Here is a 24,335-nt window from a genome sequence, read left to right on the forward strand (position 1 = left end):
GTGGCCGGGTCACCCCGACGGCCACGTCCTCCGCGGGCGGGGCGTGCTTCGTCATGAAGGACTCGACGGCGAGTTCGGAGCACGGCATCGAGGCGATGGGGACGGGCGAGGGGGTGTGCGGCGGGTCGGTCGTCGTCGAGTTGACCTTCTCCGTGTCGAGCCGGAAGCCCGGGGGGAGCCGGTCCGCGGTCAGCAGGCCCGCGCGCAGCGGGCCGGGGGCGGAGGCCGGGGCGGGCGCGGCGGTCGGGGCGGGCGCCGGCCGGGCCTGCGGGTCGGCGGAGCAGGCCGGGACGGCGAGGACCGCCAGGACGAGCCCGGCCGTCACGGAATGACGCGTACGCAACTATCCACCCCCAGGGTTCAAGATCGCCCCGTACTCTCCCACAGGGCTCCCGGCGGCCGGGCGGCGCGTCGGGGGGTGGCCGGGCGGCGCGTCAGGCGGCGCGTTCGGCGAGGGTGTGGGCGACGAGGGCGTTGGCGTGGCCGTGGCCGAGGCCGTGGTCGGCCTTGAGCCAGGCGACGAGCTCCATGTGCCTGGTGAGCGGCGAGGTGCGGATGAGGTCCTTCCACTCCTCGATGGGGCGGCCGTGCTTCTTCTCGATCGACGGGAAGTACGAGGCCGGGTTGCCCTTCGCGGCGGGGGTCTTCGCCGTGGCGGCCCCGGCCTTCGCGGCGGCGGCGGTCTTCTTCACGGGGGTGGCGGTCATGAGCGTGGTTCCTCTTCGGTCGGGCGAGGCCGGGCAAGGCCGCGGCGGTGCGGTCACGGATAAGACCGTGACCGCACCGCCGACTCATCGCCCCCCGGAGGTGATCCGCGTCACACGACCGCGTGGGCCCGCCGGCGCCTGCGTCCGGCGGGCGGGGTGGGGTCGGCGTTCCACGCGGCGACGGGGTTGCCGAGCCAGCGGGTGGCGCCGGGGACGTTCTCGCCGCGCATGACGAGGGAGGCGGGCCCGACGGTGGTGTTCACGCCGAGGGAGGAGTTGAGCAGGACGACGGAGTGCGGGCCGGTGGTGGAGCCGGCGCCGAGGTGGACGGGGCCCAGGCGCATGACCCGGTCGTGGAAGAGGTGGGTCTGCAGGACGGTGCCGCGGTTGACGCTGGCGCCGGCTTCGACGGTGACCAGGTCGCTCTCGGGCAGCCAGTGGGTCTCACACCACACGCCGCGCCCGATGCGGGCGCCGAGGCTGCGCAGCCAGGCGTTGAGGTAGGGGGTGCCGGTGATGGTGGAGCCGCCGAAGGGCATGGCGAGTTCCTCGACGAAGGTGTCGTAGAGCTCGTTGCGCCACACGAAGGAGGACCACAGGGGGTGTTCGGCGACGCGGAAGCGTCCGACGAGCAGCCACTTGGCGGCGGTGGTGACGGCGCAGGCGACGGCGGCGGCGCCGACCAGGACGAGTCCGGCGCCGGCGAGGGCGGTGACCAGTCCGTAGTCGTCGCGCAGTTCCTGCAGGACGGCGAGGACGAGGTCGCCGAGCAGGGCGGCGAGGATGACGGGCAGCAGCCGGCAGACCTCGACGCCGGCGCGGGCCCACATCAGGCGCCGGGGCGGGTCGTAGGTGCGGGCTTCGCCGCCGGTGTCGGCGACGCGGGGCAGGGCGAAGGCGGGGCGGCCGAGCCAGGAGGTGCCTTCGGGGGCGTGGGCGGGGGTGTCGGACAGGACGCCGACGAGGGAGCCCGCGGGCAGGTGGCGGCCGGGGCCGACGATGCCGGAGTTGCCGACGAAGGAGCGGCGTCCGACGCGGGAGGGGCCGAGGCGGAGCCAGCCGCCGCGCAGTTCGTAGGGGGCGACGAGGGTGTCGTCGGCGAGGAAGGCGCCGTCGTCGACGCGCATCAGGCCGGGCAGGGCGAGCACGGTGGAGGCTTCGACGCGGCGCCCGACGCGGGCGCCGAGCAGGCGCAGCCACACGGGGGTGAAGAGGCTGGCGTAGAGGGGGAAGAGGGTGCGCCGGGCGGTGTCGCTGAGGCGGCTGACGGCCCAGGCGCAGAAGGCGACGCGGCCGTCGGCGGGGTGGAAGCCGGGGCGCAGTGGCCGGGAGAGCAGGCGGACGAGCAGCGCTATGAGGGCGGCGTGGCACAGGAGGGTGAGGGCGGCGAGGGGGATGGTGGCGGGCAGGAGTTGGAGGAGGGCGGTGGCCAGGGTGCGGTCGGTGTCGATCATCGGGTAGATGACGAGCAGGGCGGGCAGGGCGGAGATGATCGGGACGAGGCCGAGGAGGGCGGAGCCGGCGCCGTAGGCGAGGTTCCAGGGGTTCCAGCCGCGGGGGGCGGGGGCGGCGGGCCAGTCGGCGAGGGGTTCGGTGGTGGGGCGGGCCGGGGAGCCGTGCCAGTGTTCGCCGGGTGGGACGGTGCCGGTGACGCAGGAGCCGGGGGCGATCTCGGCGCGGGCGCCGATGCGGGCGCCGGGCATGAGGGTGGCGCGGTGGCCGACGCGGGCGCCTTCGCCGATGTCGATGCGGCCGAGGTGGAGGGTGTCGCCGTCGAGCCACCAGCCGGCGAGGTCGGCTTCGGGTTCGAGGGAGCTGTGGGCGCCGAGGCGGGCGAGGCCGGTGACGGGGGGCAGGGTGTGCAGTCGTACGCCGGGGCCGACGCGGCAGCCGAGGGCGCGGGCGTAGCGGGTGGCCCAGGGGGTGCCGGCGAGGGCGGCGGTGCCGAGCATGGCGGTGTAGCGTTCGGCGGCCCACAGCCGGAGGTGGACGTGGCCGCCGCGGGGGTGGCTGCCGGGGCGGATGCCGGTGGTGAGGAGGCGGGCGCCGGTGGCGGCGAGGAGGGTGCGGCCGGGGGCGCTGTAGAGGAGGGCGAGGCCGGCGGCGACGGGCCACCAGGGGCTGTGCGGGGCCCAGGTGAGGTGGTTGCCGGTGAGGTTGTCGAGGGCGACCAGGACGAGGATCCAGCGCAGTCCGGCGAGGGTGAACATGCCGAGGAGCAGGAGGGTCTGCCAGGCGGCGGCGCTGCGGGGGGTGCGGCGTACGGTGCGGCGGTCGTCGGCGGCGGGGGTGGCGGTGGTGGCGGCGGGCTGGGCGGTGGGGGTGAGGGTGTCGAGGTAGGCGGCGAGGTCGGTCAGGACGGGGTGGGCGTACAGGTCGGCGACGGAGACGCCGCTGTGGTGGGTGCGCAGGTCGGAGGCGAGGCGGGCGGCGGTGAGGCTGGAGCCGCCGAGGGCGAAGAAGTCGTCGTCGGGGCCGGGGGCGGTGCCGAGCAGGCGTTCCCAGTGCGTGGCGAGCCGGGCGGCGGTGCCGTCGAGGGCCTGCCCGGCGGGCGTGCCGGGGGCGGTGCCGGTGGCGGTGGTGGCCAGGGGCCAGGGCAGGGCGCCCCGGTCGACCTTGCCGGAGGTGCGGGTGGGCAGGGAGTCGACGAGGGCGAGGACGGGCACGAGCGGGGCGGGCAGGTGGCCGAGGAGGTGCCGGCGGGCGGCGGTGAGGTCGGGGGTGGTGCCGGGGCGGGCGACGAGGTAGCCGACGAGCAGGTCGGCGCCGGCGGGGGTCGTGCGGACGGCGGCGGCCGCGGCGGCCACGTCGGGCAGGGCTTGCAGGGCGGCGTCGATCTCGCCGAGTTCGATGCGGCGGCCGCCGAGTTTGACCTGGTCGTCGGCGCGGCCGAGGAAGACGAGGCCTTCGGGGTCGTTGCGGACGAGGTCGCCGCTGCGGTAGACGCGCGGGGAGGCGAGGGCGGGGTGGGCGCTGAACTTCTCGGCGTCCTTGGCGGGGTCGAGGTAGCGGGCGGTGCCGACGCCGGTGATGAGCAGTTCGCCGCTCGCGTACCAGGGGACGGGGTGGCCGGCCTGGTCGACGACGGCGATCTCCCAGCCGTCGAGGGGGGCGCCGATGCGGACGGGCCGGCCGGGCTGCAGGCGGGCGGCGGTGGCGACGACGGTGGTCTCGGTGGGGCCGTAGGTGTTCCAGAACTCGCGGCCTTCGGTGGCGAGGCGGTCGACGAGTTCGGCGGGGCAGGCTTCGCCGCCGACGATGATCAGGCGCACGCCGTCCAGGCAGTCCTGGGGCCACAGGGCGAGCAGGGTGGGGACGGTGGAGACGGCGGTGATGCGGCGTTCCACGAGCCAGGGGCCGAGGTCGGTGCCGGCTTTGACGAGGGAGCGGGGGGCGGGGACGAGGCAGGCGCCGTGGCGCCAGGCCAGCCACATCTCCTCGCAGGAGGCGTCGAAGGCGACGGACAGTCCGGCGAGGACGCGGTCGCCGGGGCCGAGGGGCCGGTGCCGCAGGAAGAGGCGGGCTTCGGCGTCGACGAAGGCGGCGGCGGAGCGGTGGGTGACGGCGACGCCCTTGGGGCGGCCGGTGGTGCCGGAGGTGAAGATGATCCAGGCGTCGTCGGCGGGGGCGGGCCAGGCGGGGTGGCCGCCGGGGTGGGCGGCGGGCCCGGCGTGCAGCAGGCGTCCGGCGCCGATGACGGCGCAGACGGCGGCGTCCTGCCAGATCATGTCGGCGCGTTCGTCGGGGTCGTCGGCGTCGACGGGGACGTAGGCGGCGCCGCAGCGCAGGACGGCGAGGACGGCGATGTAGAGGTCGGCGGTGCCGGAGGGGATGCGCACGCCGACCCGGTCGCCGCGGCCGATGCCGTGGGCGGCGAGCTGTCCGGCGAGGGTGTCGACCTCGTGGAGCAGGGCGCGGTAGTCCAGGACGGTGTCGCCGGTGTCGAGCGCGGGCGCCTGGGGGTGGGCGTCGGCGGTGGCGGCGATGACGTCGAGCAGGCTGCGGGGGTGCGCGGGCCGGGCCGTCGGCCAGCCGGCCGGGGGGCCCGGGTGGGGGTGGTGCAGCGTGCCTGGGCCGGCCAAGTCGTGGCGTGCGTCCATGGGGGGTTGTTCCTCGGCTCCGGGGTCGTGGGGGCGCGTACGGGCTGTGTCGGGGGTGACAGGGGGGTGACACTTGGTTCACCGGCGGGCGCGCCCACTCACCATGACTCCGCCGGGAGTCCGCTGGATGCAGCGAGGGTGCGGTCAAAGGAAATTCTCATCATCGATGCCGGACGGGGCCGACAGGGAACGAATCGAATGTCGCTTCGGTGCTTCCTGGGCGTTTTCGCTGGTGAAGGGTAGCCGCCGGATGATGCGGCGGCGGGGCTGGAGAGGTCGGAGTGATGAACACCATGGCGCCCGGCACGGTACCGGTGATGAGAGGGTTACCACCGAATCGGGGGGTTTTGGTCGGATCATCGTCCCGTTCACCCGGTTCGCACATCAGTGTGGAAACCGTCCGCCGCCCGCACCGCGGGCCCTTCCCGTGAGGGAGCCGTGGAGCGGCGCCGGGAGCGGGGACCGGGACGGCCGCACCGGCTCGGGCCTCGTCTGGTACGTGGCGTACGGCTCGAACCTGCACGCCGCCCGCCTCGCCTGCTACCTGCGCGGAGGCCGCCCGAACGGCGGAGCGCGCACCTACCCCGGCTGCCGCGACCGCAGCCCCGCGCGCCGGGCGGTCGCGACCGCGCTGCCGGGCACCCTGTACTTCGCCGACCGGTCACCGACCTGGGGCGGCGGATCGGCCTTCTACGACCCGTCCGTACGCGGCGAAGTACCTTGCCGGGCCTATCTTCTGACGGTCGGACAGTTCAGCGACATCGCCGCCCAGGAGATGCGCCGCTCCCCCGCCGCCGACCTCGACCTCACCCGGGTGCTCACCGACGGCCGCACCGCCCTGGGCCCCGGCCGCTACGAGACCCTGCTGCACGTCGGCGACCTGGACGACCACCCGCTGCTCACCTTCACCGCCCCCTGGGGCGTGGCCGGCGCCGACCTCAACGCCCCCGCCGCCCCCTACCTGCGCACCCTGGGCGCGGGGTTGGCCGAGTCCCACGCCTGGGGGCCGTGGCGCACCGCCGGCTACCTCGCCACCCGCCCCGGCGCGGCCGGGCACTGGACGCCGGGGGCGGTGGCGGCGCTGCTGGGCTGAACGGGGGACCCGGGATCGGTGGCCCGGGGGTCAGCGGGCCGTCGGGTCAGCGGGCCGTCGGGTCAGCGGGCCTCGCGGCACGGATCGGTGCCGGCCGGGCACAGCTCGCCGTCGCCGCTGCCCGAGACCGGCAGCGCGTGGACGTAGGCGTACTGGACGAAGGTCACCGCCCGCCCGCCGCCGAGGTCGACCACCCGCTGGTGCAGCTCGCCGTAGAGGGGCCGGTCGTTGCCCTTGAGGACGACCGGCCGCGCGTCGCCGGGGAAGACCGCGAAGAAGGAGAGCCGCTCCGGGGCGCCGAACATCCTCGGCACCCGGCCGGCCGTGTAGACGTCGATCCGGTCGCCGACGACCTGCGTGGACAGCCCGCCGTCGACCCGCGTGATCGAGGCGAGGCACACGTAGGAGTCGTCCGCGAGCCACACCGCGTCGGCGTTGTTCCCGCCGTCGTCGCCCAGCACCAGCAGGTTCGCCGGCGTGGGGACGGGGCAGCGGGGCGTGTCCTTGTGCAGGGCTGCCAGCTCGTCCACGATCCACTGCGCCGACGCCGGGGCCGGCTCGGGCAGCACCACCGGGCGCACCGTCACCGTCGGGGACGGCGCACCCGCCGTGGGCGGCGCCTGGCCGACGCCGCCCTGCCCCGTGCAGGCCGCCGCCCCCAGTGCCAGCACCACCGCTGCCGCTGCCGCGCACCCGCCTCGTGCCGTCCGCCTCATCACGCCTCCCCCGCGCCGCCTCTCCTGGGCCGGCTCACCCGGCTTCCGGATCATGCCCGACCCGGCGGGAGGAAGTGTCAGCAATCGGCAACAGCCGTGTAGCGAAGGCGTGTTGGGGGGTGTGAAAGCTCAACGGAGGCTCAGGAATCCGAGCCCGGAGGGCCGGGGAGGCCGGGCCCGGAGGGCCGGGGAGGCCGGGCCCGGAGGGCCGGGGAGGCCGGGCCCGGAGGGCCGGGGAGGCCGGGCCCGGAGGGCCGGGGAGGCGGGGGTCAGGCGTCGCGGGGCGTCCAGAAGGCGGTCAGCCGGGCGACGCCGGGCTCGATGCTCTTCCAGCCGCCCTGGAAGGTGAGCACCGCGGCGGCGGCCGTCGGGAAGGCCGCTTCCATCCGGGCGAGCTGGTCGCCCTCGGCCTCGCCGGCCAGGGCGGCGGCCAGGGCCTGGATGCCGGGGTTGTGGCCGACGACGACCACGTCCTGGACGTCGTCGGAGACCTCGGCGAGGACCGCGAGGAGCTCCCCGGGGCCCGCCCCGTACAGACGCTCCTCATGGACGGTCTTCGGCCGGAGGGCGAGTTCGGCGGCCATCAGCTGCCAGGTCTCGCGGGTCCGCGTCGCGGTCGACACGAGGGCGAGGTCGGGGGTGAGGCCGGCGCCGGCGAGCCGGCGGCCGAGCGCCGGGGCGTCCTTGCGGCCCCGGTCGGCGAGGGGGCGCTCGTGGTCCTCCACGTCGGGCCGGGCGGCCTTGGCGTGGCGGACCAGGACGATCCGGCGCGGCATTTCCTCGGGCATGGGGTTCCTCCCTCTCCCCCGCGCGGGCCGTTGCCGCACGGGACGTACCAGCGCCGATCGTGGCAGCCCGGCCCGCGCAACCACCCTGCGCCGTCCTGCCGTTGGCCGGTTCGGGCCGGTGAGGTTCACCCGCCGGGGTGACGCACACGCCCGCCCCGGGCCACGCGCCCCCGGCCACGCGCCCCCGGCCACGCGCGCCCGCTCAGTTGAGGAACGACTCCGGGCCGAGCCGCCCCCACACCACGAACGCGGCCAGCAGGACGTACACCACGTCCACCGCCACGAGCTTGTACTCCCGGCGGCGCAGCCGCACCACCGCCGCGCCGGCCATCAGCAGCACCAGCCCGAGGGCCGCCAGCGGGACGAACACCGGCGCGATGTCCAGCACGGCGGGCAGGACCAGCCCCACCGCCGCCAGCACCTCCACCGCGCCGATGGCCTTCACCCCGCCCGCGCCGAAGTCCTCGACCCACTTGCCGCTCTGCCCGGCGGCGGCAATCCTCTCCTTCGGCACGGCCAGCTTGAAGGCACCGCCCGCCAGGTAGGCGGCGGCCAGCAGTCCGGTGACGATCCACAGTGCGAGGTTCACGACGCTCTCCTTGCAGACGGGTAGACGGGTAGACGGGTGGACGGGTCGACAGACAGACGGGAGACGGGCAGACGGGGGTGCGAAGGGCAGGGGTGCGAAGGGCAGGGGGAGGTGCCCTCAGGAGGCGAACCGGCCGGGCCGGTAGTCGCCGCCGGGCTGGCGGAGCATGACGTTCCCCCGGTTGAAGGCGTTGATCAGGGCGATGGTGGCCACCAGCGCGGCGAGCTGGTCCTCGTCGTAGTGCTTGGCGGCGTTCTCCCACGCCTCGTCGCCGACCCCGCCGGCCGCGTCGGCGATGCGGGTGCCCTGCTCGGCCAGCTCCAGGGCGGCCCGCTCGGCGTCGGTGAACACCGTCGCCTCCCGCCAGGCCGCGACGAGGTTGATGCGCGTCGCGTCCTGCCCGGCGGCGGCGAGGTCCTTGGTGTGCATGTCGACGCAGAAGCCGCAGCCGTTGATCTGGCTGGCGCGCAGCTTCACCAGCTCCTGCGTGACGTACGGCAGGGTCGACTCCGCGACGGGCCTGCCCGCGGCGACGAGGTGTTTGAAGACCTTGCCGATGACGGGGTTGGCGAGGGCGTCCAGTCGGGGTTCCATGGCGTGCTCCTTGTGCGGTGTCCGCTGTTTCCCCTTAAGAGCGCGGCGCCCCGCCCCCCGTGACAGCCGCCGGCGTGACCCGCGTCACACCGCGGCTCAGAGGTGGTGCTTGCCGACCTCGTAGCCGCCGCCGGGCTGACGGATCATCACATTGCCGCGGTTGAAGGCGTTGATGATCGCGATCACGCACACCAGCGCCGCGAGCTGGTTCTCGTCGTAGTACTTCGCGGCGTTCTCCCACGCCTCGTCGCTGACCCCGCCGGCCGCGTCGGCGATGCGGGTGCCCTGCTCGGCCAGCTCCAGGGCGGCCCGCTCGGCGTCGGTGAACACGGTGGTCTCGCGCCAGACCGCGACCAGGCCGAGGCGCACCGGGTCCTCCCCGGCGTGGACGGCCTCCTTGACGTGCATGTCGACGCAGGCGCCGCAGCCGTTGATCTGGCTGGCGCGCAGCCGCACCAACTCCTGGGTGGTGTATGGCAGGACCTCTTCGGTGATCAGGTTGCTCGCGGCGATGAGGTGTTTGAAGGCCTTGCCCAGGACCGGGCCGGCGAAGGGGTTCAGGCGGGGTTCCACGGTGTGCTCCTCGGTACGTTGTCCGCTGGTGCCCTCTGAGACAGGGCACCCCGGGCGCCTGTGACAGGCCCGGATGTGACGTGCGCCACCCCGCACGGCGGGGCCGGTGGCGGAGGAGGGGTTCCATGACGGGGTCGGCGGGCGCAGCGGGCGCAGCGGGCGCAGCGGGTGCGGCGGGTGCGGCGGGTGCGGCGGGTGCGGCAGGGTCGGGTGTAGCAGAGGCTGCGAGGTACCGTCCGCTGCTGTTCTCCATCGCCTACGGGATGACGGGTTCGGTCGGCGACGCCGAGGACCTCGTCCAGGACACCTTCGTCGGCCTGACCCGCGCCGACCGGGCCGGCACGGCCGTCACCGACCCGAAGGCGTACCTGACCACCACGGTCACCCGCCTGGGCATCAACCACCTGAAGTCGGCCCGGGTGCGGCGCGAGACCTACGTCGGCGAGTGGCTGCCCGAGCCGGTGGTCTCCTTCGCCGACCGCCCCGGCGGCCCGGCCGAGCACGCCGAGCTGGCCGACGCGCTGTCGATGGCCTTCCTGCTGATGCTGGAATCCCTCTCCCCCACCGAGCGGGCGGTGTTCCTGCTGCGCGAGGCCCTCGGGTACGGCTATCCGGAGGTGGCGGAGATGACCGGCAAGTCCGAGGCGAACTGCCGTCAGATCTTCGCCCGGGCCCGCAAGCACCTGGCGCCGGCCGAAGGCGCAGGGCCTGCCGCGGCGGGGCCGGGCGCCGTACCGGCGGCCCCGGCGCGGCGCGCGGAGGGTGACGAACTCGCCCGCCGTTTCTTCGCGGTCGCCGAGGGCGGCGACCTGGACGCGCTGCTGGACCTGCTCGCGCCCGACGTCGTCTTCCACGGCGACGGCGGCGGCAGGGCCCGCGCCGTCGGCAGGTCCGTCACCGGCCTGCGGCGCGTCGCCCAGCTGCTGCTGTTCGGCTTCGGCCGCACCCGCACGCTCGGCATCACCCTGCGGCCCGCCCGGATCAACGGCCGCCCCGGCGCCGTCCTGCTGGACGCCGGGCAGCGCGTCGCCAGTGTCATCGAACTCGACATCGCCGACGGCGCGGTCCGCGCGCTGCACTCGGTGTCCAACCCGGACAAGCTCGCCCACCTCGGGCCGGTCTCGGACATCGGCCTGCTGCCGGAGAAGTAGGACGGGCGGGCAGGCGCGGGAGCGGGACGTCGGACCGGCCGACTTCCTGCTCCCCGCCGGGTCACCGGGCTCCGGGGCGCACTGCCGGGGATACGATCACGAACGCCCTGTCCACGCCTTCGCACGTGAATCGGAGTGGTGCCGCCGTGAGTTCCGTCCCGCCGGACCCTTCGGTGCTCCACCCGATGCCGGAGCAGCCGCGCGTGGTCCTCCTGAAGCCGCTGGTGACGTCCCCCCTGATCGAGGTCGGCGAGTACTCCTACTACGACGATCCCGATGCGGCGACGGGTTTCGAGACGCGCAACGTGCTCTACCACTACGGTCCGGAGAAGCTGGTCATCGGGAGGTTCTGCGCGCTGGGCACCGGGGTGCGGTTCATCATGAACGGCGCCAACCACCGCATGGACGGCCCGTCGACCTTCCCGTTCCCCATCATGGGCGGCAGTTGGGCCGAGCACGTCGACCTCATCACCGGTCTCCCCGGCCGCGGGGACACGGTGGTCGGTCATGACGTCTGGATCGGCCACGGCGCCACGGTGATGCCCGGAGTCCGCATCGGTCACGGCGCCGTCGTCGCGTCCGGCGCCGTCGTCGTCGACGACGTCCCCGACTACGGCATCGTCGGCGGCAACCCCGCCCGACTCATCCGCACCCGCTACAGCGCACCCGACGTCGCCCGGCTGCTCGCCCTGGCCTGGTGGGACTGGCCGACCGAGCACCTCACGCGGCACCTGCGCGCCGTGATGTCCGGCACCGTCGAGGACCTCGAAGCCGCAGCGCCGGGCAGGTGACGGCCCGGGACCGGCCGCGGCCCGTCGAGGAGACACGATGGGCCGCCGAAGACCGCCGGACGAAGGACCCCGGCACCCCGCTAGCCCGGCCGGGCGCCGGTGTTCCTCCGCCCGAGTAGCCGGCCGTGTCCTCCGGCGGCCGACACGACCGTTCGGGTACGGATCGGGCGCGACGCGGGGAGCCCTCCCTCCGTCGACCGGAACCGGAACCCGACACCTCAGGAGCCCCGCATGAAGCCCCTCGCCCTGACCGCCCTCGCCGTCGTCGGCCTCCTGGCCGGCAGCGCCGCGAGCGCCGTCGCCGACGACAAGCCCGCCATGAAGCCGGCCGTCACCGTCCCCGGCAACCCGGCCGCCACCGACGCCTCGATGCTGGCCGCGCACGCGCAGCTCTTCGGCGACTGGGTCGTCGTGCACCCGGGCGGGAACGACGTGGCCGTCGTCCTCTGTCCGTCCGGCCAGGTGCCCACCGGCGGCGGCGGCCAGACCAGCGCCTACAAGACCTTCATCACCGACTCCTACGCGAGCGGCAGCGCCTGGATCGTGCGCGGCACCAACACCAACACCGTGGACGAGTCCATCCGCGCGACCGTCGTCTGCACCACCCCCTGACCCTCGGACCCGAGCGCCCCGGTCCCGGATCCCGGGCCCGGGGCGCTCTGCCGCCTGCGGCGGGAGCGGTCACCCGTACGGGTGATCACGGGTTCGGATACCGCCGAACTCGGCCACGGCGCGGCTAACTTGAGCGTCGATCACGACCGATGATCCTCGGAACGAAGGAGCTCCCGTGTCCGACACCTACGTCCTCGTCAACGGCAACAAGGCCGAGATCAGGCTCCCCGCCGACGTGGAGGTCACCGTCAAGGTCAAGACCAACTCGCCGCACACCCAGAAGGTGCAGCTCACCAGCAAGGACGGCAGCGTCGACCGTTCGTTCACCGGCTCCGGCGAGCGCAACACCGTCATCGGGGACTCCCGGATCACCGGACAGGACCTCTACTTCGCCACCTTCGAGTTCGCCCCCGCCGACGGCGTCTTCATGCCCAGCAGGCTCAACTCCGGCGGCCCGTATGCCATCGGCAACTACAACATCCTGGTGGTCGTCGCCGAGAACGGCGACGACGCCGACTACAACGACACCGTCCTCGAATTCAGCTGGTTCACGCCGAAGCCGTAGTCCCGAACGGCCGACGACGCGCCCCGGACGGCGCTCACGCACGGCCGGGGCGCGGTCGGGTGAACCAGCAGGCCAGCACGAGGTTGGGGACCCAGCACAGCCACGCGATCACCAGGTACGAGGTACGGAAGTCCAGGTCCGCCGCCTTGGCGGCGCCCAGCATGAGCCGCAGCGTCACGGCGGCGAAGGTGAGCGCGAAGCTGCGCACCATCCAGCGGCGGTGGTCCTCCACCCGGCGCCGCAGGATCATCCGCAGGCCGATGCCGCCGGTCACCAGCCAGGCCGCCCCCAGGCAGGCGAAGCCGAGCCGGGCGACCGCACCGCCGTAGGCCACCGGCGCCAGCAGCAGGGCGCCCGCCCCGCCGACCAGGCAGCCCAGCAGATAGATGACCCCGAGGACGCGGTGCAGGCGCGGCCACCTCCGCCGCAGGCGGGCCGCGAACTGCCAGGGCCCGACCGCGAGCGCCACGGCCGCGCCGGATATGTGGACGGCGAGCGGGAGTTCGTGCGCCAGGTAGGTGGCGCGCTGCTCGCTGAAGAAGTCGTCCGGGTCGAGGCCGGCGTACCTCGCCGCCAGCAGGACGATCAAGGTGGACAGCACCGTCATGATGGCCCAACCGGCCCGCGTGATGCGCATGCCCCGAGTGTGGTGGCGGCTGCGGGGGCCGGCATCCGGGCCAACCCTGAGGGGAATCCCCCAAAGAACCCTCATGTCCCCTACGGGGCACGGCACTTGGGGCTGCGCCATGGGGCCGTCCCCCCAATCCTCCCTGAGGTGGACCGCAGTACGCCCCGGCGGGCGCCGGAACTGGTTAGCGTCCGATCATGACGTCGAATCTGCGAAGGCACCTTTCCGTGGCGGCCGTTGCCGCCGTCCTGCTCGCCGTCGACGCGGCCCCCGCCGTCGCCCGGCCCGCGCCCGATCCGTCCGCCGCCCAGTCCTCCGCACAGCAGTTGCGCCGGGACGTCGAGGCGCTCCACGCCCTGGGCATCAGCGGCGTGCAGGCCCGCGCGGTCGGGCCGGACGGACGGCAGTCGGTCGCCACCAGCGGCACCGCCGACCTGCACACCGGGCGCCCGGTCGACCCCGACGGCTACTTCCGGATGGCCAGCACGTCCAAGACGCTGATCGCCACCGTGGTCCTGCAGTTGGAGGCCGAGGGCAGGCTGTCCCTGGACGACACGGTCGAGCGCCGGCTGCCGGGGGTGGTCCGCCTCGACGCCGAGGGCAACGGCGCCGACGGCAGCACGATCACCGTCCGCCAGCTGCTGCAGCACACCAGCCACCTCACCGACGAGGGCCTGCCCGGCTACACCACCGAGGAGGAGTACAAGGAGCAGCGCTACGCGGTCTACAGCTCCGAGGAGCTGGTCGCCCGCGCCATGGCCCACAAGACCACCCCGCTGGAGTGGAACTACGCCAACACCAACTACCTCCTGCTCGACATGATCATCCAGCGGGTCACCGGCCGGCCCTCCCACCAGGAGATCGAGGACCGCATCCTGCGCCCGCTGGGCCTCGACCGGACCCGGTGGACGGGCACCACGCGCACCCTTCCCCAGCCGCACGCCCGCGCCTACCAGTACTACGGGCCCGCCTCCCGGGTGGACGTCACCCGGCAGATCCCCGTGGGCTACGCCCTCGCGTGGGCCACCACCACGCGGGACGAGAACACCTTCCTCCGCGCGCTGGTCTCGGGCCGCCTGCTGCCGGAGCGCCAACTCGCCGAGATGCAGCGGACCATGGGCGTCTCCGGGAACCCGCAGGCCGCGAAGATCTGGCCCAAGGGCACCGGGTACGGGCTGGGCCTGGTCGGGATCCCGCTGGGCTGCGGGGGGACGTACTGGAGCCACGAGGGCGGAGACGGCGGCTACATCACCCTCAACGGCGTCACCGCCGACGGCCGGCGCAGCGTGGTGGTGTCGATGTCGGAGGCGCGCGGCGACTCCGAGGAGCACGTCCTGGAGCAGGAGCACACGGCCGGGGCCCTGGTCGAGCACGCCCTGTGCGCGGGAGTCGGGGGCCCGGGCACGTCCTGAGCAGCGGCCCCCGGCCCGCCCGCGCCCGCGTCAGCGTCGGCGGGCGACCGGGCGGACGGACGGTCAGCGTTGCGGTGGGCGGGGGTCGCCGAACAGGTCGGCAACCAGGGCGCGGGCGTAGGCCTCGTCGGTGTCCGGCACGGAGAAGACGACGCGGAAGTAGAGCGGGGCGACGATCCGGTCGAGCAGCCGTCCGGGTGGGGGCGGCGTTTCGCCCCGGCCGCGGGAGGCTTCGAGGACCGTGTCGAGGCCGGCCGTGGCGCGTTGCAGGCATTCCCGCAGGCCGCTGCGGCGCTCGTCGACGTCGGGTGAGACCTCTGCCCGGAAGAACGCGATGCCGCCGGGCCGGGTCAGATCCTGCCGGGCGACAACACCATCAGCGGCACCGTCCTCGGTGGGGACGCGGTGATCGAGCGTGCCCGGAAGATCGCCTCCTACGGCGTCTCCTTCGAGCTGCTGCACGTCCTGGTCAGCCGCGAGAACATGGCCCTGTCCCTGCACAACACCGCCCAGCGCCCGGACGCGGTCCTGGACGAGCACCTGACCACCGTCTGCCGCCTGCGCGACGGCAGGATCGCCGAGATCGAGACCTACCTGTCCGACGTCCCCGGCATGAACGCCTTCTTCGTCTGAGAACAGCGCGCGGCTTCGACCCCGGCCGCCCGGAGCCACCTGACGCCCGCGTCAGCGGTACAGCGCCTCGCCGCGGCTCGTGCGGGCGTAGAGGACGACGCGGCCGGTGCGGTGGGGTGCGACGAGGCCGGCGGCGGCGAGCCTGTGCAGCTGGGCGGAGACGCCGCCGGCGGCCAGGCCGGTGCGGTGGGCGAGTTCGAGGGTGCTCGCCGGGGTCTCCAACAGGCCGAGGAGCAGGGCGCGGGTGGCGCCGAGGGCGGGGGCGAGGTCGGCGGTGTCGGGGCCCTGCTCCCACAGGGTGCCGATGCCCCGCACGGGGTAGCGGATCACGGGCACCCACGGCTCGGCGGTCTTCACGTACAGCCGGGGCCAGGCGAACGCCGACGGCACCAGGACCAGCCCGCGCCCGTCCAGTGAGCGCCGGGCGCCGGGCGGGCCGGCGGCCCGGTGGGCGATCCGCAGCGTGGCGCGGGCCTGGTCGTAGGACAGGTCGGGGTGGATGTCGGCGAACATCGCGGCGGGCCCGCGCTCGGTGAGGGTGCGCGCCCGGTAGTGGATGTCGGACTCCAGCAGGGCGCGGATCCGGGGCCAGGCCGGGGCGAGGGTGCGCTGCCAGTAGCCGTGCAGGTCGGCGACGACCGCCGCCATGGCGCGCCGGGGCGCGCGCCGCAACGGCGCGAGGCTGTCCGGCAGTTCGGCGCCGAACACGGCCGCCAGGTCGCGGCGCACGACGGCAGCGGGGGTGCGGCTCACCTCGTCGAGTTCCTCGTCGAGGTCGGTCAGCGGGGAGAGCGGGGTGGGCGCCAGGAACCCCGGCAGGTGGTGCTGCGGGGCGGCGGTGAGGTCGCGGGCCGCGGCCGGGCCGGGGGCGGTGAGCAGCGGGTCGCGGCGGTGCTGCGACACCCACGGCAGGTGGATCGCGTGTGCGGCCGGGCGGGCCAACGTCCGTACGGAGGCGAGCAGTTCCCAGGCGGGCGAGACGGCCCAGCGCAGTGCGCCCAGGTCGGCGGCGTCCAGGGCGAGGGTGAGCGCGGGCGGGGTCCGGGGCGGCACGGGGATTCACCCTAGCGTGAATCCGTTGAGGCCTGCGGCCGGCCTCCCGCAGGCTGCCCGCCATGACGAGTGCTACGGAAACCGCCGAACTGTCGTGCGCGGCGCCGCCACGGGACCGCCGGCGCTACCTCTCCGCAGCCGGGGTGGCGCTGTGGGGCGCCCAAGTCGGCCAGGTGGCACTGCCGTTGACGGCGGTCACCGTGCTGCACGCGGGCGCGTCCGGCACCTCGCTGCTGAAGACCGCGCTGACGCTGCCGTTCGTGGTGCTCGGGCTGCCCGTCGGGGCGTGGCTGGACCGGGTGCGGCGCCGCCCGGTGATGATCGGCGCGGACCTGGTACGGGCGGGCGCGCTGCTGACCGTCCCGGCGGCCGCGTGGTCCGGGCACCTGACGGCGGCCCATCTGCTGGCCGTGGTGACGGTCCTCGGGATCGCGACGGTCTTCTTCGACCTGGGCGCCCAGAGCCATCTGAAGGACCTGGTGCCCGGCGCCCGGCTCGCGGACACCAACGCCCGGCTGGCGACGATCACGCAGAGCGCGCTGATCGCGGGCCCGCCGCTGGCGGGGTGGGCGGCCGCTCTGCTGAGCGCGCCCGCCGTGCTGCTGGCCACGGCCGGCGGGTACCTGTGGTCGGCGGCCCGGATCGCCACGCTCACCGCGCCCGAGCACCCGTCCGGTGGCGGGCCCCGGCGGCGGCTGGGGCGCGAGATGGCCGAGGGCGTCGCGTTCGTGGCCCGTCAGCCGGTGCTGCGCACGGTGCTGGCCGCCGGATGTCTGGTGAACGTCGGGACGGCGGGGGTAACGACGCTGCTGCCGGTGCTGGCCCTGACCGGGCTGGGGTGGAGCGAGGGGCAGCTCGGGGCGTTCCTCGGCGCCGGGGGTGTGGGCGGGCTGGTCGGGGCGGTGTCGGCGGTGCGGCTGGCCGGGCGGCTCGGTGCGGGGCGGGCGTCGCTGCTGGTCGGCGTCGGAGTCGCGCCGGCGGCGGCCTGTCTGCCGCTGCTGTGCGCGCCGGTGCCGGCGCCGGTGGCGGCCGCGGGGTGGGCGCTGGTGGTGCTGAAGGTCGGGTTCGACTCGGTGGTGATGCTGACCTTCCGCCAGCAGGTGACGCCCGCCGGGCTGCTGGGCCGGGTCAACGGCACGATGCGGGTGCTGTTCGCCGGGGCGGTGGCGCTGGGTGCGGCGTCGGCGGGCGTGCTGGCGCAGGTGGTGGGGCTGCGTGGGGCGCTGGGGGTGTCGGCCGGGTGCCTGGCGTGCGCCTGGGTCCCGATCGCGCTGTCGCCGCTGCGGCGGATGACGGTGCTGGGGGCGGGGGCGTAGGGCCGCTCGTCTTCGGGTGATCGTGGCCGGGTGTCGGCGCGGCGTCGGGCCGGCGGCCAGGAGGCGTTCGAGGCGTGTTACCGCATCCTGCGCAGCGACTACGTCCCCGCCGTGGTCGCGGCGAACGCCTGCCGCAAGGCCCCGATGGAGTAGTCCGGCCACGGAATACGCGGGAAGTCGGCCGGGCCGACTTCCCGCGCTGCGGGACGCCCCCGCGCGGGTGCGCGACGGTTCCCTCCCTGTCCGGAGGTGGTCGATCGCCGGCCCAGGAGACACCGGGTGCCCGCAGGGGCCGTGGGCAGCCTCGTCACGCGGGGCGGTCCTGCGGGTCGTGCAGGGCGGGGGCGTAGGAGATGCCGACGATCAGGCCGTCCGCGGTGAGGAGCCGGGCCACCGTCTGGCCCCACGGCTCGGTGTGGGCCCGGTGCAGCAGCTCGAAGCCCGCACGCTGCAGTTCGGCACCGGCGGCCGCGACGGCTTCCGGGCTCGCCACCTCGAACTCGATCGACGCCTGCGGGACGACGCGGCCGGCGGGCCACCGGTCCGTGCCGAAGCACGCCTCGGCGGCCTGCGACAGCGGCCACAGGCCGAAGTGCTTGCTGCCGGGAACGGCCCCACTCGAGTAGTAGCCGTCGCCCTCGCCCTCCAGGGGCAGGCCGAGGGCGTCGATGAACAGCTTGCGGCTCAGCGGCGGGTCGGCGACTACCGCCGCCACGCTGGTGATGAAGAGGACGTCCATGCCGGTGGTGGCGCTCCCTGGTGCGGATACCGCTGTCGGCGGCGGGCCGGATCCCGCCGAACCTATCCGCCCGCTTCCCGGGGGCCCGGACATCCGCGCGGGCACCGGCGCCGGGTCACCCGATCGGGCGGGGCCGCCGGGCATGCGGGCGGCGTGGGTGCCAGGCGGCCGCTCCTGCCGGTGTCAGGTGGTGCGTTGGCCGTGGAGGAGGACGGGAAGGGAGCCGCCGGCCAGCGCCTCCAGGACGCGGGCGGCCTGAGCGGGAGCCATGTGGCTCGGGATGTCGTTCTCGGGGACGAAGCGGGCGCCGAGCAGGCCGCTCTTGCGCCGCGGGGAGACGGTGAGACAGACGTCGTCGCGGACGGTGCCGCCGTGGAAGACCAGGTTGAGGCGTTCCAGGTAGCGGTCGGCGGGGGTGAAGTCGACGGCGGCGTAGGCGGTCAGACGCAGGTGCAGGCCGGTGTCGGCGCGCAGGTGCCGGGCGGCCGCCAGGTGCGGGGGCTCGTTGGGGCGGGCGGCACCGCCCGGCAGGATCATGCCGTCCATGTAGTCCGGGTCCACCAGCAGGACGTCACCGCGCCGGTTGCGCACGAGGACGAGGCAACCGAGCCGGCACACCGGCGGCTTGGCGAGCAGACGGGGGTCACGCATCGGGGAGGGTTCACTTTCTCAAGGCGACGAGGAGAACGACGGCGAAGCAGGCCCACCACAGGGAACGGGCGAGAAGCTCAGTCGTCATACGTGAGGCGCTCGTAGCGCAGGCCCTTGCGCAGCAGGTCGACCACCCGCAGCAGGTCCGGCGGACGGGCCGGGCCGAGGTCGATCAGGTAGGTGCCAGTGAGGCGGCCGTACTCCCAATCCACCTCGACGGAGGGCAGCTTGACGCCGCCGAGGGCGAGGACGGTGATCAGGTCGTCCAGGACGGAGGCGGCCTGCCGGCGCTGCTCGGCGGTCGCACGGGAGAGGACGGAGTCCATCACTGCTCCCCCGGGCGCTTGTGGACCTCGAAGACGCGCCAGGCGCTGTAGGCGTCGGAGAAGAAGGTGAACCCGGTCAGCTCACCGGTCGGTTGGCGCAGCCACTCGCCGGTGATCTCGTTGCGGACCCGGTAGCACTGGGCGTCGGGATCGAAGCGGACGCCGTAGCCGTGGAGGCGGCGGGGCGCCTTGTCGTCGGACATGGAATGGGAACCCTCTGCGATCGGAGTTTCACGTTCTGTGCATATGGTGGCCCTGCGTCGCCTAGCATCGGAAGTGGCATGCGACTTGCCTACGGGGTCGCCGGAAGTTGAGGACTGCCATGAACAAGAAGAAGATTGACCCGGAGTCCAGCCCCTGGGCGCCCTTCGGAATCCAACTTCGCAACTTTCGAGAGGCCAGAGGCCTCAAGCTGGAGCAGCTGGCTCCGCTCCTTGAGTGCTCCCCCTCGCACCTGTCGTACATCGAACTTGCGCACCGGCCCCCGAGTCGCAAGCTCGCCGAACTGGCGGACGAAGCGCTCGGCACCGGCGGCACGCTCCTGCTGATGTGGTATCAGCTGAAGAACGCCGCGATCCTGGAGGGCTTCCCGGAGTACGCGCGGTACGAGGGGCTTGCGGAGCAGATCAGGATCTTCGAGGTCGACGTCGTCAACGGGCTTCTGCAGACCAGGGCGTATGCAACAGCCATCGAAATGGGCTATGTCAGGCAAACCGATGCGAGCGAGAGGCTGGCCGAGGAGCGCATTGAGTTCAGGCTTGCCCGTCAGAAGATTCTGGACCGGACTTCTCCCCCTCTCCTGCACGTGGTGCTGGACGAGAGCTGCCTGAGGAGGATCGTCGGCGGGCGAGACGTCATGGTCGAACAGCTGCTCCACCTTGAGCAGATGACTACTCGCCGCAACGTGGTTATCCAGGTGGTGCCGTTCTCCCTGGGCGAGGACCGGCCGTTCACACACATGGCAACCCTCCTTACCATGCCAAACCGCAAGGTTCTCGCTTACGGAGAGATTGAGCAGCGCGGCTATATCGACCGCGATACCAAGTCGGTCGCCGCACTGGCCAGGAGCTACGATCGGCTTGCGATTGAGGCCCTTGGCCAGGCCGAATCGCGAGCTTTCATCCGCGCGGCGAGGAGGGACCTGGAATGGATGTCGACCTGACGAACGCTTCCTGGCGGAAGAGTTCGTACAGCGGCGGGGGCGGCGGTCAGTGCATCGAGGTCGCTGACGGCTTCGACGCCGTCATGCCCGTGCGCGACTCCAAGGACCCCTCCGGCCCGGCTCTCCTGTTCTCCTCCTCCGCCTGGCAGTCCTTCGTCACCGCCGTCCGCAGCGGCGAGTTCGGCACCGCCTAACAGAAGGAAGGCCACGATGGAAACCACCCACATCACCGCCTGGCGCAAGAGCTCATACAGCGGCCCCAACGGCGGCCAGTGCATCGAAGTCGCCGATGGCTACTCCGGCCTCATGCCCGTGCGCGACTCCAAGGACCCCTCCGGCCCCGCGCTCGTCTTCTCCTCCCCCGCCTGGCAGTCCTTCGTCACCGCCGTCCGCTCCGGCGAGTTCGACGCCCGCTGACGGCGGCTACCGGCCTCTCCGCCTCGCCTGAGCAGGAAGTCGGCCGGGCCGACTTCCTGCTCCCCTCATCGGGCGCCGGTCAGGATGCGTGCAGGAGCGCGGCGAGGTCCCCCAGGATGCGGGCCGCCGGTGCCGGGTCGACCAGCCACTTGAGGTGGCTGCTGGTGAGCGTGCGGACGTCGTAGGGGTTGTCCGGCGTCAGCGCGTCGCCTTCGCGGATCATCCGGTCCTGCATGGCGAGCGGCACGCTGGTGTCCTCGGTCAGCCGGACGTACGTCCTGGGGATGCGGCCCCAGCTGTCGGCCTGCGCCCGGTCGTCGGGGGTGCCGACGTCGAGGTTCTCGTCGGGCTGCAGGGTGTTGAGGAAGACCAGGAACTCCTCGTCCGTGCCGTCGGCGAGGAAGGCCGCCTTGAAGGCCGCCAGGGCGCCGGGGTCGGCGGTGCGGAAGTTGGAGCGCAGCAGGCCGAGTTCGGCGGGGTTGCCGACGATCGCGGATGCCAGGGCGGCGGCGTCGACGGTGGCCATCTCGGGTTCGGCGTAGTAGGCGCTGACGTCGAGGTCGACGGGGCACCAGGAGGAGACGTAGACGATGCGGTCGATCAGGTCGGGCCGCTGGTTGGCGGCGACGGTGGCCGTCATGCCGCCGCGGCTGTGGGAGACGAGGATGACGGGCCCGTTGCGCTTGGCCCGCTCCAGTATCGCGATGAGGTGTGCGGCGTTGTCGGCGAGGGTGACGCCCTTGATGACTCCGGGTGTGGTGGCGAGGGTGTCGAGGTCCTGCGGCGCCTGGTAGGCGTGCGGGTAGGTGGCGGCGAACCCGTGTCCCGGGAGGTCGACGGCGACCGATCGGTGTCCGAGGAGGCCGAGTTCGGCCTGGAGGGGTGCGAAGGAGAAGGAGTTCGCGAAGGCTCCGTGCAGCAGTACGAACGTCGGTGGCATCTGTCCACAACTCACTTTCCGGTCCGCTGCGGCGCCGGCGGCGCGCGCGGCACGCTCGCCCCCGGCCCGCCGCAGGGACGTCTTTCGGGCCTGGCATAGCGTCAGCGGTCGAGCGCGGAGTCACCCGGGCGGTGTGTGCGAACGGCCGCCCGTCGTCCGTGGGTTCACCCTACTCAGTTCAAGATCGTTCGCAAGGGCCGGAGGGCGCATCGTGTCAGGCTTCGGCGCGCAGTCGGCTGCGGGTGCGCATCAGGATCCGGCCGAGCATGTTCTTTCCGGTGCCGGTCCTGCCGCGCCCCCAGTAGTGGTCGGTGGTGGTGTCCTCGACGATCTCCTCGTCGGCGGTGGACAGCAGGATCGCGCGGATGTCGGCGTGGGTACGGAACTTGGCGGTGACGGCGCGGCGCATCACGTCGTCCTTGACGCGCTCCCAGTCCCGCCGCAGTGGCTTTGCGGGATCGCGGCCCAGCTCGGCGGCGCGCAGCGGTGTGCGGGCGCGGCGGATCAGGTCGGCGTGCCGGGTGCCGGTGAACTTCTGGGCCTGGAAGTAGTGTTCGGAGGTCGGCCAGGTGTGGCCGTCGAGTTCGAAGCCGTGTGCGGAGAAGTTGGAGAAGCAGCCGTAGGGGGCTTCGTCGGCTCCGTAGAAGTAGATGGTCATCCTGGCCTCGTGGCGGTCGCGGGGAACCGGCACGGTGTCAGGTGGTGTGGCGCGTGCGCAACCGGTTTCCGGCGCCGTGGATGACGCGCGGCCGGGCGGCGCGGTCGGATGCGGGCGGGTCGTAGGCTGGCGGGCCGTGGCAGGTGGCGTCGGCGGGGGGCGGCAGGGCATGGGTGAGGATCCGGTGATCACGGCCGTGCGGGGCGGCGACGACGACGCGGTCAGGGTCCTGTTGGCGGGCGGGGCGGATCCGGAGGCCGTCGACGGGCGGGGGGTGTCCGCGCTCTGTCTGGCGATCGCGGCGTTCGACGGCAACGTCGCCGGCTATCTGGTGGACGGCGGGGCGGATGCGCTGCGCCGGCTGCCGGACGGGGGAACGCCGTTGCTGCGGGCGGTCGACAGCGGCTCGGTCGCTCTCGTGAACGAGGTGCTGGGCGGTGGGCCGCTGCCCGACGGGGCCGACCGTGCCGAGCTGCTGGCGCGTGCCCGGCTGTGGCACGAGCGTGGGGCGGTCGCCGTGCTGCGGGAGCGGACCGGTTCGTCGGGCCCGGTGGAGTTCACCCGGGTGCGGGACCGGGACGGGACGCGCTGGTGCCACGAGGTGCGGCTCGGCGGGTCGAGCGTCCACGACGGCCACACGGGTGTCCTGACCCTGCTGGAGGAGCGCCTCGGACTGCGGCCGGGCGTCGGGGAGTTGGCCGGCCGGGCGGGCGCGCTGGAGCATCCGGACGGGGAGCACGCCTCCTGGGCGCAGCTCGTCGCCACCCTCGCGGGGCGCCGGGACGACGCGACGTGGGACGCCGTGGCGGCGCTGCGCGCGCACCCGGATCCGCTGCGCCGCCGCTTCGGTGCGCAGGTGCTGGCCTCCCTGCACGTCGGCGGCTACTGCGGCGTCCGGAGCCCGTTCCTGGAGCGGGCGCTGGAGCTCTTCCTCGGCTGGGGGGCCGACGAGCGGCACCCGGACGTGCTGGCCGAGGTCCTGGCCGGGCTGCACCCCTTCACGGACCCCCGGATCCAGCCGCTGGGCCTCGCCCACCTGCAGCACCCCGCGGCGCAGGTGCGCGCCCGGGTGGCCGGTCTCCTGGAGAGCGCGCCGTCGCGCGGCCTGGAGCGGTGGACGTACACGCCCGAAGGGCTGGACGCCATGCTGCGCCTGGCTCGTGACCCCGACGCCACCGTGCGCGAGGACGCCGTCTACCAGCTCGCCGACCGCAAGGATCCGTCGCCCGCGGTCGGGGAGGCGCTGGCCGCCGCCCTGGACGACGAGGAGCAGGGCGTCCGCATCTGGGCGGTGTTCGGGCTGGCCGAGCGCGACGATCCGCGCTGCGTGGCGGGCGCCGGGAAGGTGGGGCCCGTGGCGGACCGCGCGGCCGTGGCCTGGGTCCTGGACGCGCCCGCCCGCTACGAGCGGCGCCGCCGCGAACGGGAGGGGCCCGCCACGGCGGGGTGACGGGGGCTCACGGCTACTCGCGGATACTCACGGCGCGGCGGCCTCAGCCGGTCTCGCCCTGGCCGGTCTCGGCCCGGCCGGTCCTGCCCTGGACGGTCTTGGCCTCGGCGCCGGCCCGGGGTGCGCCGTCGACCGCGACGCAGATGCCGAAGACGCGGGCGTGGCTCGTCCAGCCGTTGACGCGGCCCCGGTTGTTGCTGATCTGCACGCGCTTGCGGGCCGGGTCGACGGCCGACACCAGGTGCAGGTAGACCGTCCCGGCGACCCGGGCGAGCACGATGTCCCCGACCTCCAGCTTCGCCGGATCCACCGGCGTGACACGCACCGGCTGCCGGCTGCGGATCAGGGGGACCATCGAGGAACCACTCGGCCGGAACTCCACCGTCACCCCGCCGGCGACCCTGGCCGCCACCGCATCCAACACACCCATCCGCCGATCGTGCCAGCCCCACCCCGTCCGGCCCCACCGGTTTTCCGTCCGCACGGTCGTGCGGCCGGCCCCGGTGGTGCCCCGGGTGCTGCCGCGCCAGTGTGCGGCCTCGGTCGTGGCTGTGGCCGTCAGCGGTTGCGGGCGGGGCGGGCGGGGAGGGCGGGTTCGGCGCGGGAGTGGGAAGTCGGCCGGGCCGACTTCCCCGAACGGGATACGGCGCTGAGTAGGAGACCCGCGGCCG

Annotated in this window: 30 protein-coding genes and 1 pseudogene; 13 read left to right on the forward strand and 18 right to left on the reverse strand. The window is 74.1% G+C overall.

The window, feature by feature from the left end:
* The 3 genes and pseudogenes from ABTY56_RS36795 to ABTY56_RS36805 form a co-directional block, all read right to left on the reverse strand.
* Positions 1-325, reverse strand: a pseudogene (locus ABTY56_RS36795) (hypothetical protein); the annotation flags it as partial.
* Positions 326-434: 109 nt separating this feature from the next.
* Entirely contained in the window at positions 435-707 is a 273-nt protein-coding gene (locus tag ABTY56_RS36800; protein ID WP_502893264.1) for a DUF4287 domain-containing protein, read from the reverse strand.
* A 110-nt stretch (positions 708-817) separates the two neighbouring features.
* Positions 818-4,807 (reverse strand): Pls/PosA family non-ribosomal peptide synthetase, encoded by a 3,990-nt coding sequence (locus ABTY56_RS36805; protein WP_350634029.1) that lies wholly within the window; start codon positions 4,805-4,807, stop codon positions 818-820.
* A 427-nt stretch (positions 4,808-5,234) separates the two neighbouring features.
* Here ABTY56_RS36805 and ABTY56_RS36810 point away from each other — a divergent pair, with 427 nt between their 5' ends.
* Positions 5,235-5,900 (forward strand): histone deacetylase, encoded by a 666-nt coding sequence (locus tag ABTY56_RS36810; RefSeq protein WP_350634031.1) that lies wholly within the window; start codon positions 5,235-5,237, stop codon positions 5,898-5,900.
* A 62-nt stretch (positions 5,901-5,962) separates the two neighbouring features.
* Here ABTY56_RS36810 and ABTY56_RS36815 read toward each other — a convergent pair whose 3' ends face one another.
* From ABTY56_RS36815 to ABTY56_RS36835, 5 genes are all read right to left on the reverse strand, one after another.
* Entirely contained in the window at positions 5,963-6,616 is a 654-nt protein-coding gene (locus ABTY56_RS36815) for a hypothetical protein (protein ID WP_350634033.1), read from the reverse strand.
* 269 nt (positions 6,617-6,885) lie between these two features.
* Complete coding sequence (locus ABTY56_RS36820; protein ID WP_350634035.1) at positions 6,886-7,404, reverse strand: SixA phosphatase family protein; 519 nt, start codon at positions 7,402-7,404, stop codon at positions 6,886-6,888.
* A 202-nt stretch (positions 7,405-7,606) separates the two neighbouring features.
* On the reverse strand, positions 7,607-7,993 hold the full coding sequence (locus tag ABTY56_RS36825) for a DoxX family protein (protein WP_350634037.1): 387 nt from the start codon (positions 7,991-7,993) through the stop codon (positions 7,607-7,609).
* A 117-nt stretch (positions 7,994-8,110) separates the two neighbouring features.
* Complete coding sequence (locus tag ABTY56_RS36830; protein ID WP_350634039.1) at positions 8,111-8,587, reverse strand: carboxymuconolactone decarboxylase family protein; 477 nt, start codon at positions 8,585-8,587, stop codon at positions 8,111-8,113.
* Positions 8,588-8,683: 96 nt separating this feature from the next.
* A complete protein-coding gene (locus ABTY56_RS36835; protein ID WP_350634041.1) occupies positions 8,684-9,160 on the reverse strand; it encodes a carboxymuconolactone decarboxylase family protein in 477 nt (158 codons plus the stop codon).
* Positions 9,161-9,285: 125 nt separating this feature from the next.
* Between ABTY56_RS36835 and sigJ the strand changes: the two genes are divergently transcribed.
* The 4 genes from sigJ (at position 9,286) to ABTY56_RS36855 (ending at position 12,279) form a co-directional block, all read left to right on the forward strand.
* On the forward strand, positions 9,286-10,311 hold the full coding sequence (gene sigJ, locus ABTY56_RS36840) for an RNA polymerase sigma factor SigJ (RefSeq protein WP_350634043.1): 1,026 nt from the start codon (positions 9,286-9,288) through the stop codon (positions 10,309-10,311).
* A gap of 185 nt (positions 10,312-10,496) precedes the next feature.
* Complete coding sequence (locus ABTY56_RS36845; RefSeq protein ID WP_350634085.1) at positions 10,497-11,102, forward strand: CatB-related O-acetyltransferase; 606 nt, start codon at positions 10,497-10,499, stop codon at positions 11,100-11,102.
* Between the two features lie 231 nt (positions 11,103-11,333).
* Positions 11,334-11,714, forward strand: coding sequence for a hypothetical protein (locus tag ABTY56_RS36850; protein WP_350634045.1), 381 nt, complete (start codon positions 11,334-11,336; stop codon positions 11,712-11,714).
* 175 nt (positions 11,715-11,889) lie between these two features.
* Positions 11,890-12,279 (forward strand): fucose-binding lectin II, encoded by a 390-nt coding sequence (locus tag ABTY56_RS36855; protein ID WP_350634047.1) that lies wholly within the window; start codon positions 11,890-11,892, stop codon positions 12,277-12,279.
* Positions 12,280-12,313: 34 nt separating this feature from the next.
* Here ABTY56_RS36855 and ABTY56_RS36860 read toward each other — a convergent pair whose 3' ends face one another.
* The gene (locus ABTY56_RS36860) at positions 12,314-12,916 is read right to left on the reverse strand and encodes a DUF2306 domain-containing protein (protein WP_350634049.1); all 603 of its coding nucleotides are present in this window, start codon (positions 12,914-12,916) and stop codon (positions 12,314-12,316) included.
* A gap of 188 nt (positions 12,917-13,104) precedes the next feature.
* Between ABTY56_RS36860 and ABTY56_RS36865 the strand changes: the two genes are divergently transcribed.
* Positions 13,105-14,319 (forward strand): serine hydrolase domain-containing protein, encoded by a 1,215-nt coding sequence (locus ABTY56_RS36865; protein ID WP_350634051.1) that lies wholly within the window; start codon positions 13,105-13,107, stop codon positions 14,317-14,319.
* A 63-nt stretch (positions 14,320-14,382) separates the two neighbouring features.
* Here ABTY56_RS36865 and ABTY56_RS36870 read toward each other — a convergent pair whose 3' ends face one another.
* Positions 14,383-14,781, reverse strand: coding sequence for a TetR-like C-terminal domain-containing protein (locus ABTY56_RS36870; protein ID WP_350634053.1), 399 nt, complete (start codon positions 14,779-14,781; stop codon positions 14,383-14,385).
* A 21-nt stretch (positions 14,782-14,802) separates the two neighbouring features.
* Here ABTY56_RS36870 and ABTY56_RS38950 point away from each other — a divergent pair, with 21 nt between their 5' ends.
* Positions 14,803-14,952, forward strand: a complete 150-nt coding sequence (locus tag ABTY56_RS38950; RefSeq protein ID WP_502893265.1) for a hypothetical protein — start codon at positions 14,803-14,805, stop codon at positions 14,950-14,952.
* A gap of 51 nt (positions 14,953-15,003) precedes the next feature.
* Here ABTY56_RS38950 and ABTY56_RS36880 read toward each other — a convergent pair whose 3' ends face one another.
* A complete protein-coding gene (locus ABTY56_RS36880) occupies positions 15,004-16,005 on the reverse strand; it encodes a DUF5937 family protein (protein ID WP_350634055.1) in 1,002 nt (333 codons plus the stop codon).
* Between the two features lie 62 nt (positions 16,006-16,067).
* On the opposite strand from ABTY56_RS36880, the gene ABTY56_RS36885 reads away from it, so the two are divergent.
* Both ABTY56_RS36885 and ABTY56_RS36890 read left to right on the forward strand, forming a co-directional pair.
* Positions 16,068-17,321 carry an MFS transporter gene (locus ABTY56_RS36885; protein WP_350634057.1) on the forward strand — a complete coding sequence of 418 codons (1,254 nt, stop codon included), beginning with the start codon at positions 16,068-16,070 and terminating at the stop codon, positions 17,319-17,321.
* 30 nt (positions 17,322-17,351) lie between these two features.
* The gene (locus tag ABTY56_RS36890; RefSeq protein ID WP_350634059.1) at positions 17,352-17,474 is read left to right on the forward strand and encodes a hypothetical protein; all 123 of its coding nucleotides are present in this window, start codon (positions 17,352-17,354) and stop codon (positions 17,472-17,474) included.
* 154 nt (positions 17,475-17,628) lie between these two features.
* On the opposite strand, the gene ABTY56_RS36895 is transcribed toward ABTY56_RS36890, so the two are convergent.
* From ABTY56_RS36895 to ABTY56_RS36910, 4 genes are all read right to left on the reverse strand, one after another.
* Complete coding sequence (locus ABTY56_RS36895) at positions 17,629-18,060, reverse strand: VOC family protein (protein ID WP_350634061.1); 432 nt, start codon at positions 18,058-18,060, stop codon at positions 17,629-17,631.
* Positions 18,061-18,243: 183 nt separating this feature from the next.
* Positions 18,244-18,711 carry an NUDIX domain-containing protein gene (locus ABTY56_RS36900; protein WP_350634063.1) on the reverse strand — a complete coding sequence of 156 codons (468 nt, stop codon included), beginning with the start codon at positions 18,709-18,711 and terminating at the stop codon, positions 18,244-18,246.
* Positions 18,712-18,788: 77 nt separating this feature from the next.
* The gene (locus ABTY56_RS36905) at positions 18,789-19,037 is read right to left on the reverse strand and encodes a hypothetical protein (RefSeq protein WP_350634065.1); all 249 of its coding nucleotides are present in this window, start codon (positions 19,035-19,037) and stop codon (positions 18,789-18,791) included.
* Positions 19,037-19,240: a hypothetical protein gene (locus ABTY56_RS36910; protein WP_350634067.1), complete on the reverse strand. Its 204-nt coding sequence runs from the start codon at positions 19,238-19,240 to the stop codon at positions 19,037-19,039. The genes ABTY56_RS36905 and ABTY56_RS36910 overlap by 1 nt, the downstream gene beginning before the upstream one ends.
* Before the next feature lie 119 nt (positions 19,241-19,359).
* Here ABTY56_RS36910 and ABTY56_RS36915 point away from each other — a divergent pair, with 119 nt between their 5' ends.
* From ABTY56_RS36915 to ABTY56_RS36925, 3 genes are read left to right on the forward strand one after another with little or no spacing between them, the layout of a single operon-like run.
* The gene (locus tag ABTY56_RS36915) at positions 19,360-20,199 is read left to right on the forward strand and encodes a helix-turn-helix domain-containing protein (RefSeq protein WP_350634069.1); all 840 of its coding nucleotides are present in this window, start codon (positions 19,360-19,362) and stop codon (positions 20,197-20,199) included.
* The gene (locus tag ABTY56_RS36920; RefSeq protein ID WP_350634071.1) at positions 20,184-20,393 is read left to right on the forward strand and encodes a DUF397 domain-containing protein; all 210 of its coding nucleotides are present in this window, start codon (positions 20,184-20,186) and stop codon (positions 20,391-20,393) included. Before ABTY56_RS36915 ends, ABTY56_RS36920 begins: the two co-directional genes overlap by 16 nt.
* Positions 20,394-20,409: 16 nt before the next feature.
* Positions 20,410-20,616: a DUF397 domain-containing protein gene (locus ABTY56_RS36925; protein WP_350634073.1), complete on the forward strand. Its 207-nt coding sequence runs from the start codon at positions 20,410-20,412 to the stop codon at positions 20,614-20,616.
* Positions 20,617-20,695: 79 nt separating this feature from the next.
* Here ABTY56_RS36925 and ABTY56_RS36930 read toward each other — a convergent pair whose 3' ends face one another.
* Complete coding sequence (locus ABTY56_RS36930) at positions 20,696-21,556, reverse strand: alpha/beta fold hydrolase (RefSeq protein WP_350634075.1); 861 nt, start codon at positions 21,554-21,556, stop codon at positions 20,696-20,698.
* Between the two features lie 214 nt (positions 21,557-21,770).
* Positions 21,771-22,214, reverse strand: a complete 444-nt coding sequence (ybiA, locus tag ABTY56_RS36935; RefSeq protein ID WP_350634077.1) for a riboflavin biosynthesis intermediates N-glycosidase — start codon at positions 22,212-22,214, stop codon at positions 21,771-21,773.
* A gap of 169 nt (positions 22,215-22,383) precedes the next feature.
* Between ybiA and ABTY56_RS36940 the strand changes: the two genes are divergently transcribed.
* Positions 22,384-23,664 carry an ankyrin repeat domain-containing protein gene (locus ABTY56_RS36940; protein WP_350634079.1) on the forward strand — a complete coding sequence of 427 codons (1,281 nt, stop codon included), beginning with the start codon at positions 22,384-22,386 and terminating at the stop codon, positions 23,662-23,664.
* Positions 23,665-23,707: 43 nt separating this feature from the next.
* Here the strand turns inward: ABTY56_RS36940 and ABTY56_RS36945 are convergent, their stop codons facing one another.
* Positions 23,708-24,094 carry a S26 family signal peptidase gene (locus ABTY56_RS36945; protein WP_350634081.1) on the reverse strand — a complete coding sequence of 129 codons (387 nt, stop codon included), beginning with the start codon at positions 24,092-24,094 and terminating at the stop codon, positions 23,708-23,710.
* Between the last annotated feature and the right edge of the window lie 241 nt (positions 24,095-24,335).

Source organism: Kitasatospora sp. NPDC097691 (genome assembly GCF_040302665.1).
Taxonomy (GTDB): Bacteria; Actinomycetota; Actinomycetes; order Streptomycetales; family Streptomycetaceae; genus Kitasatospora.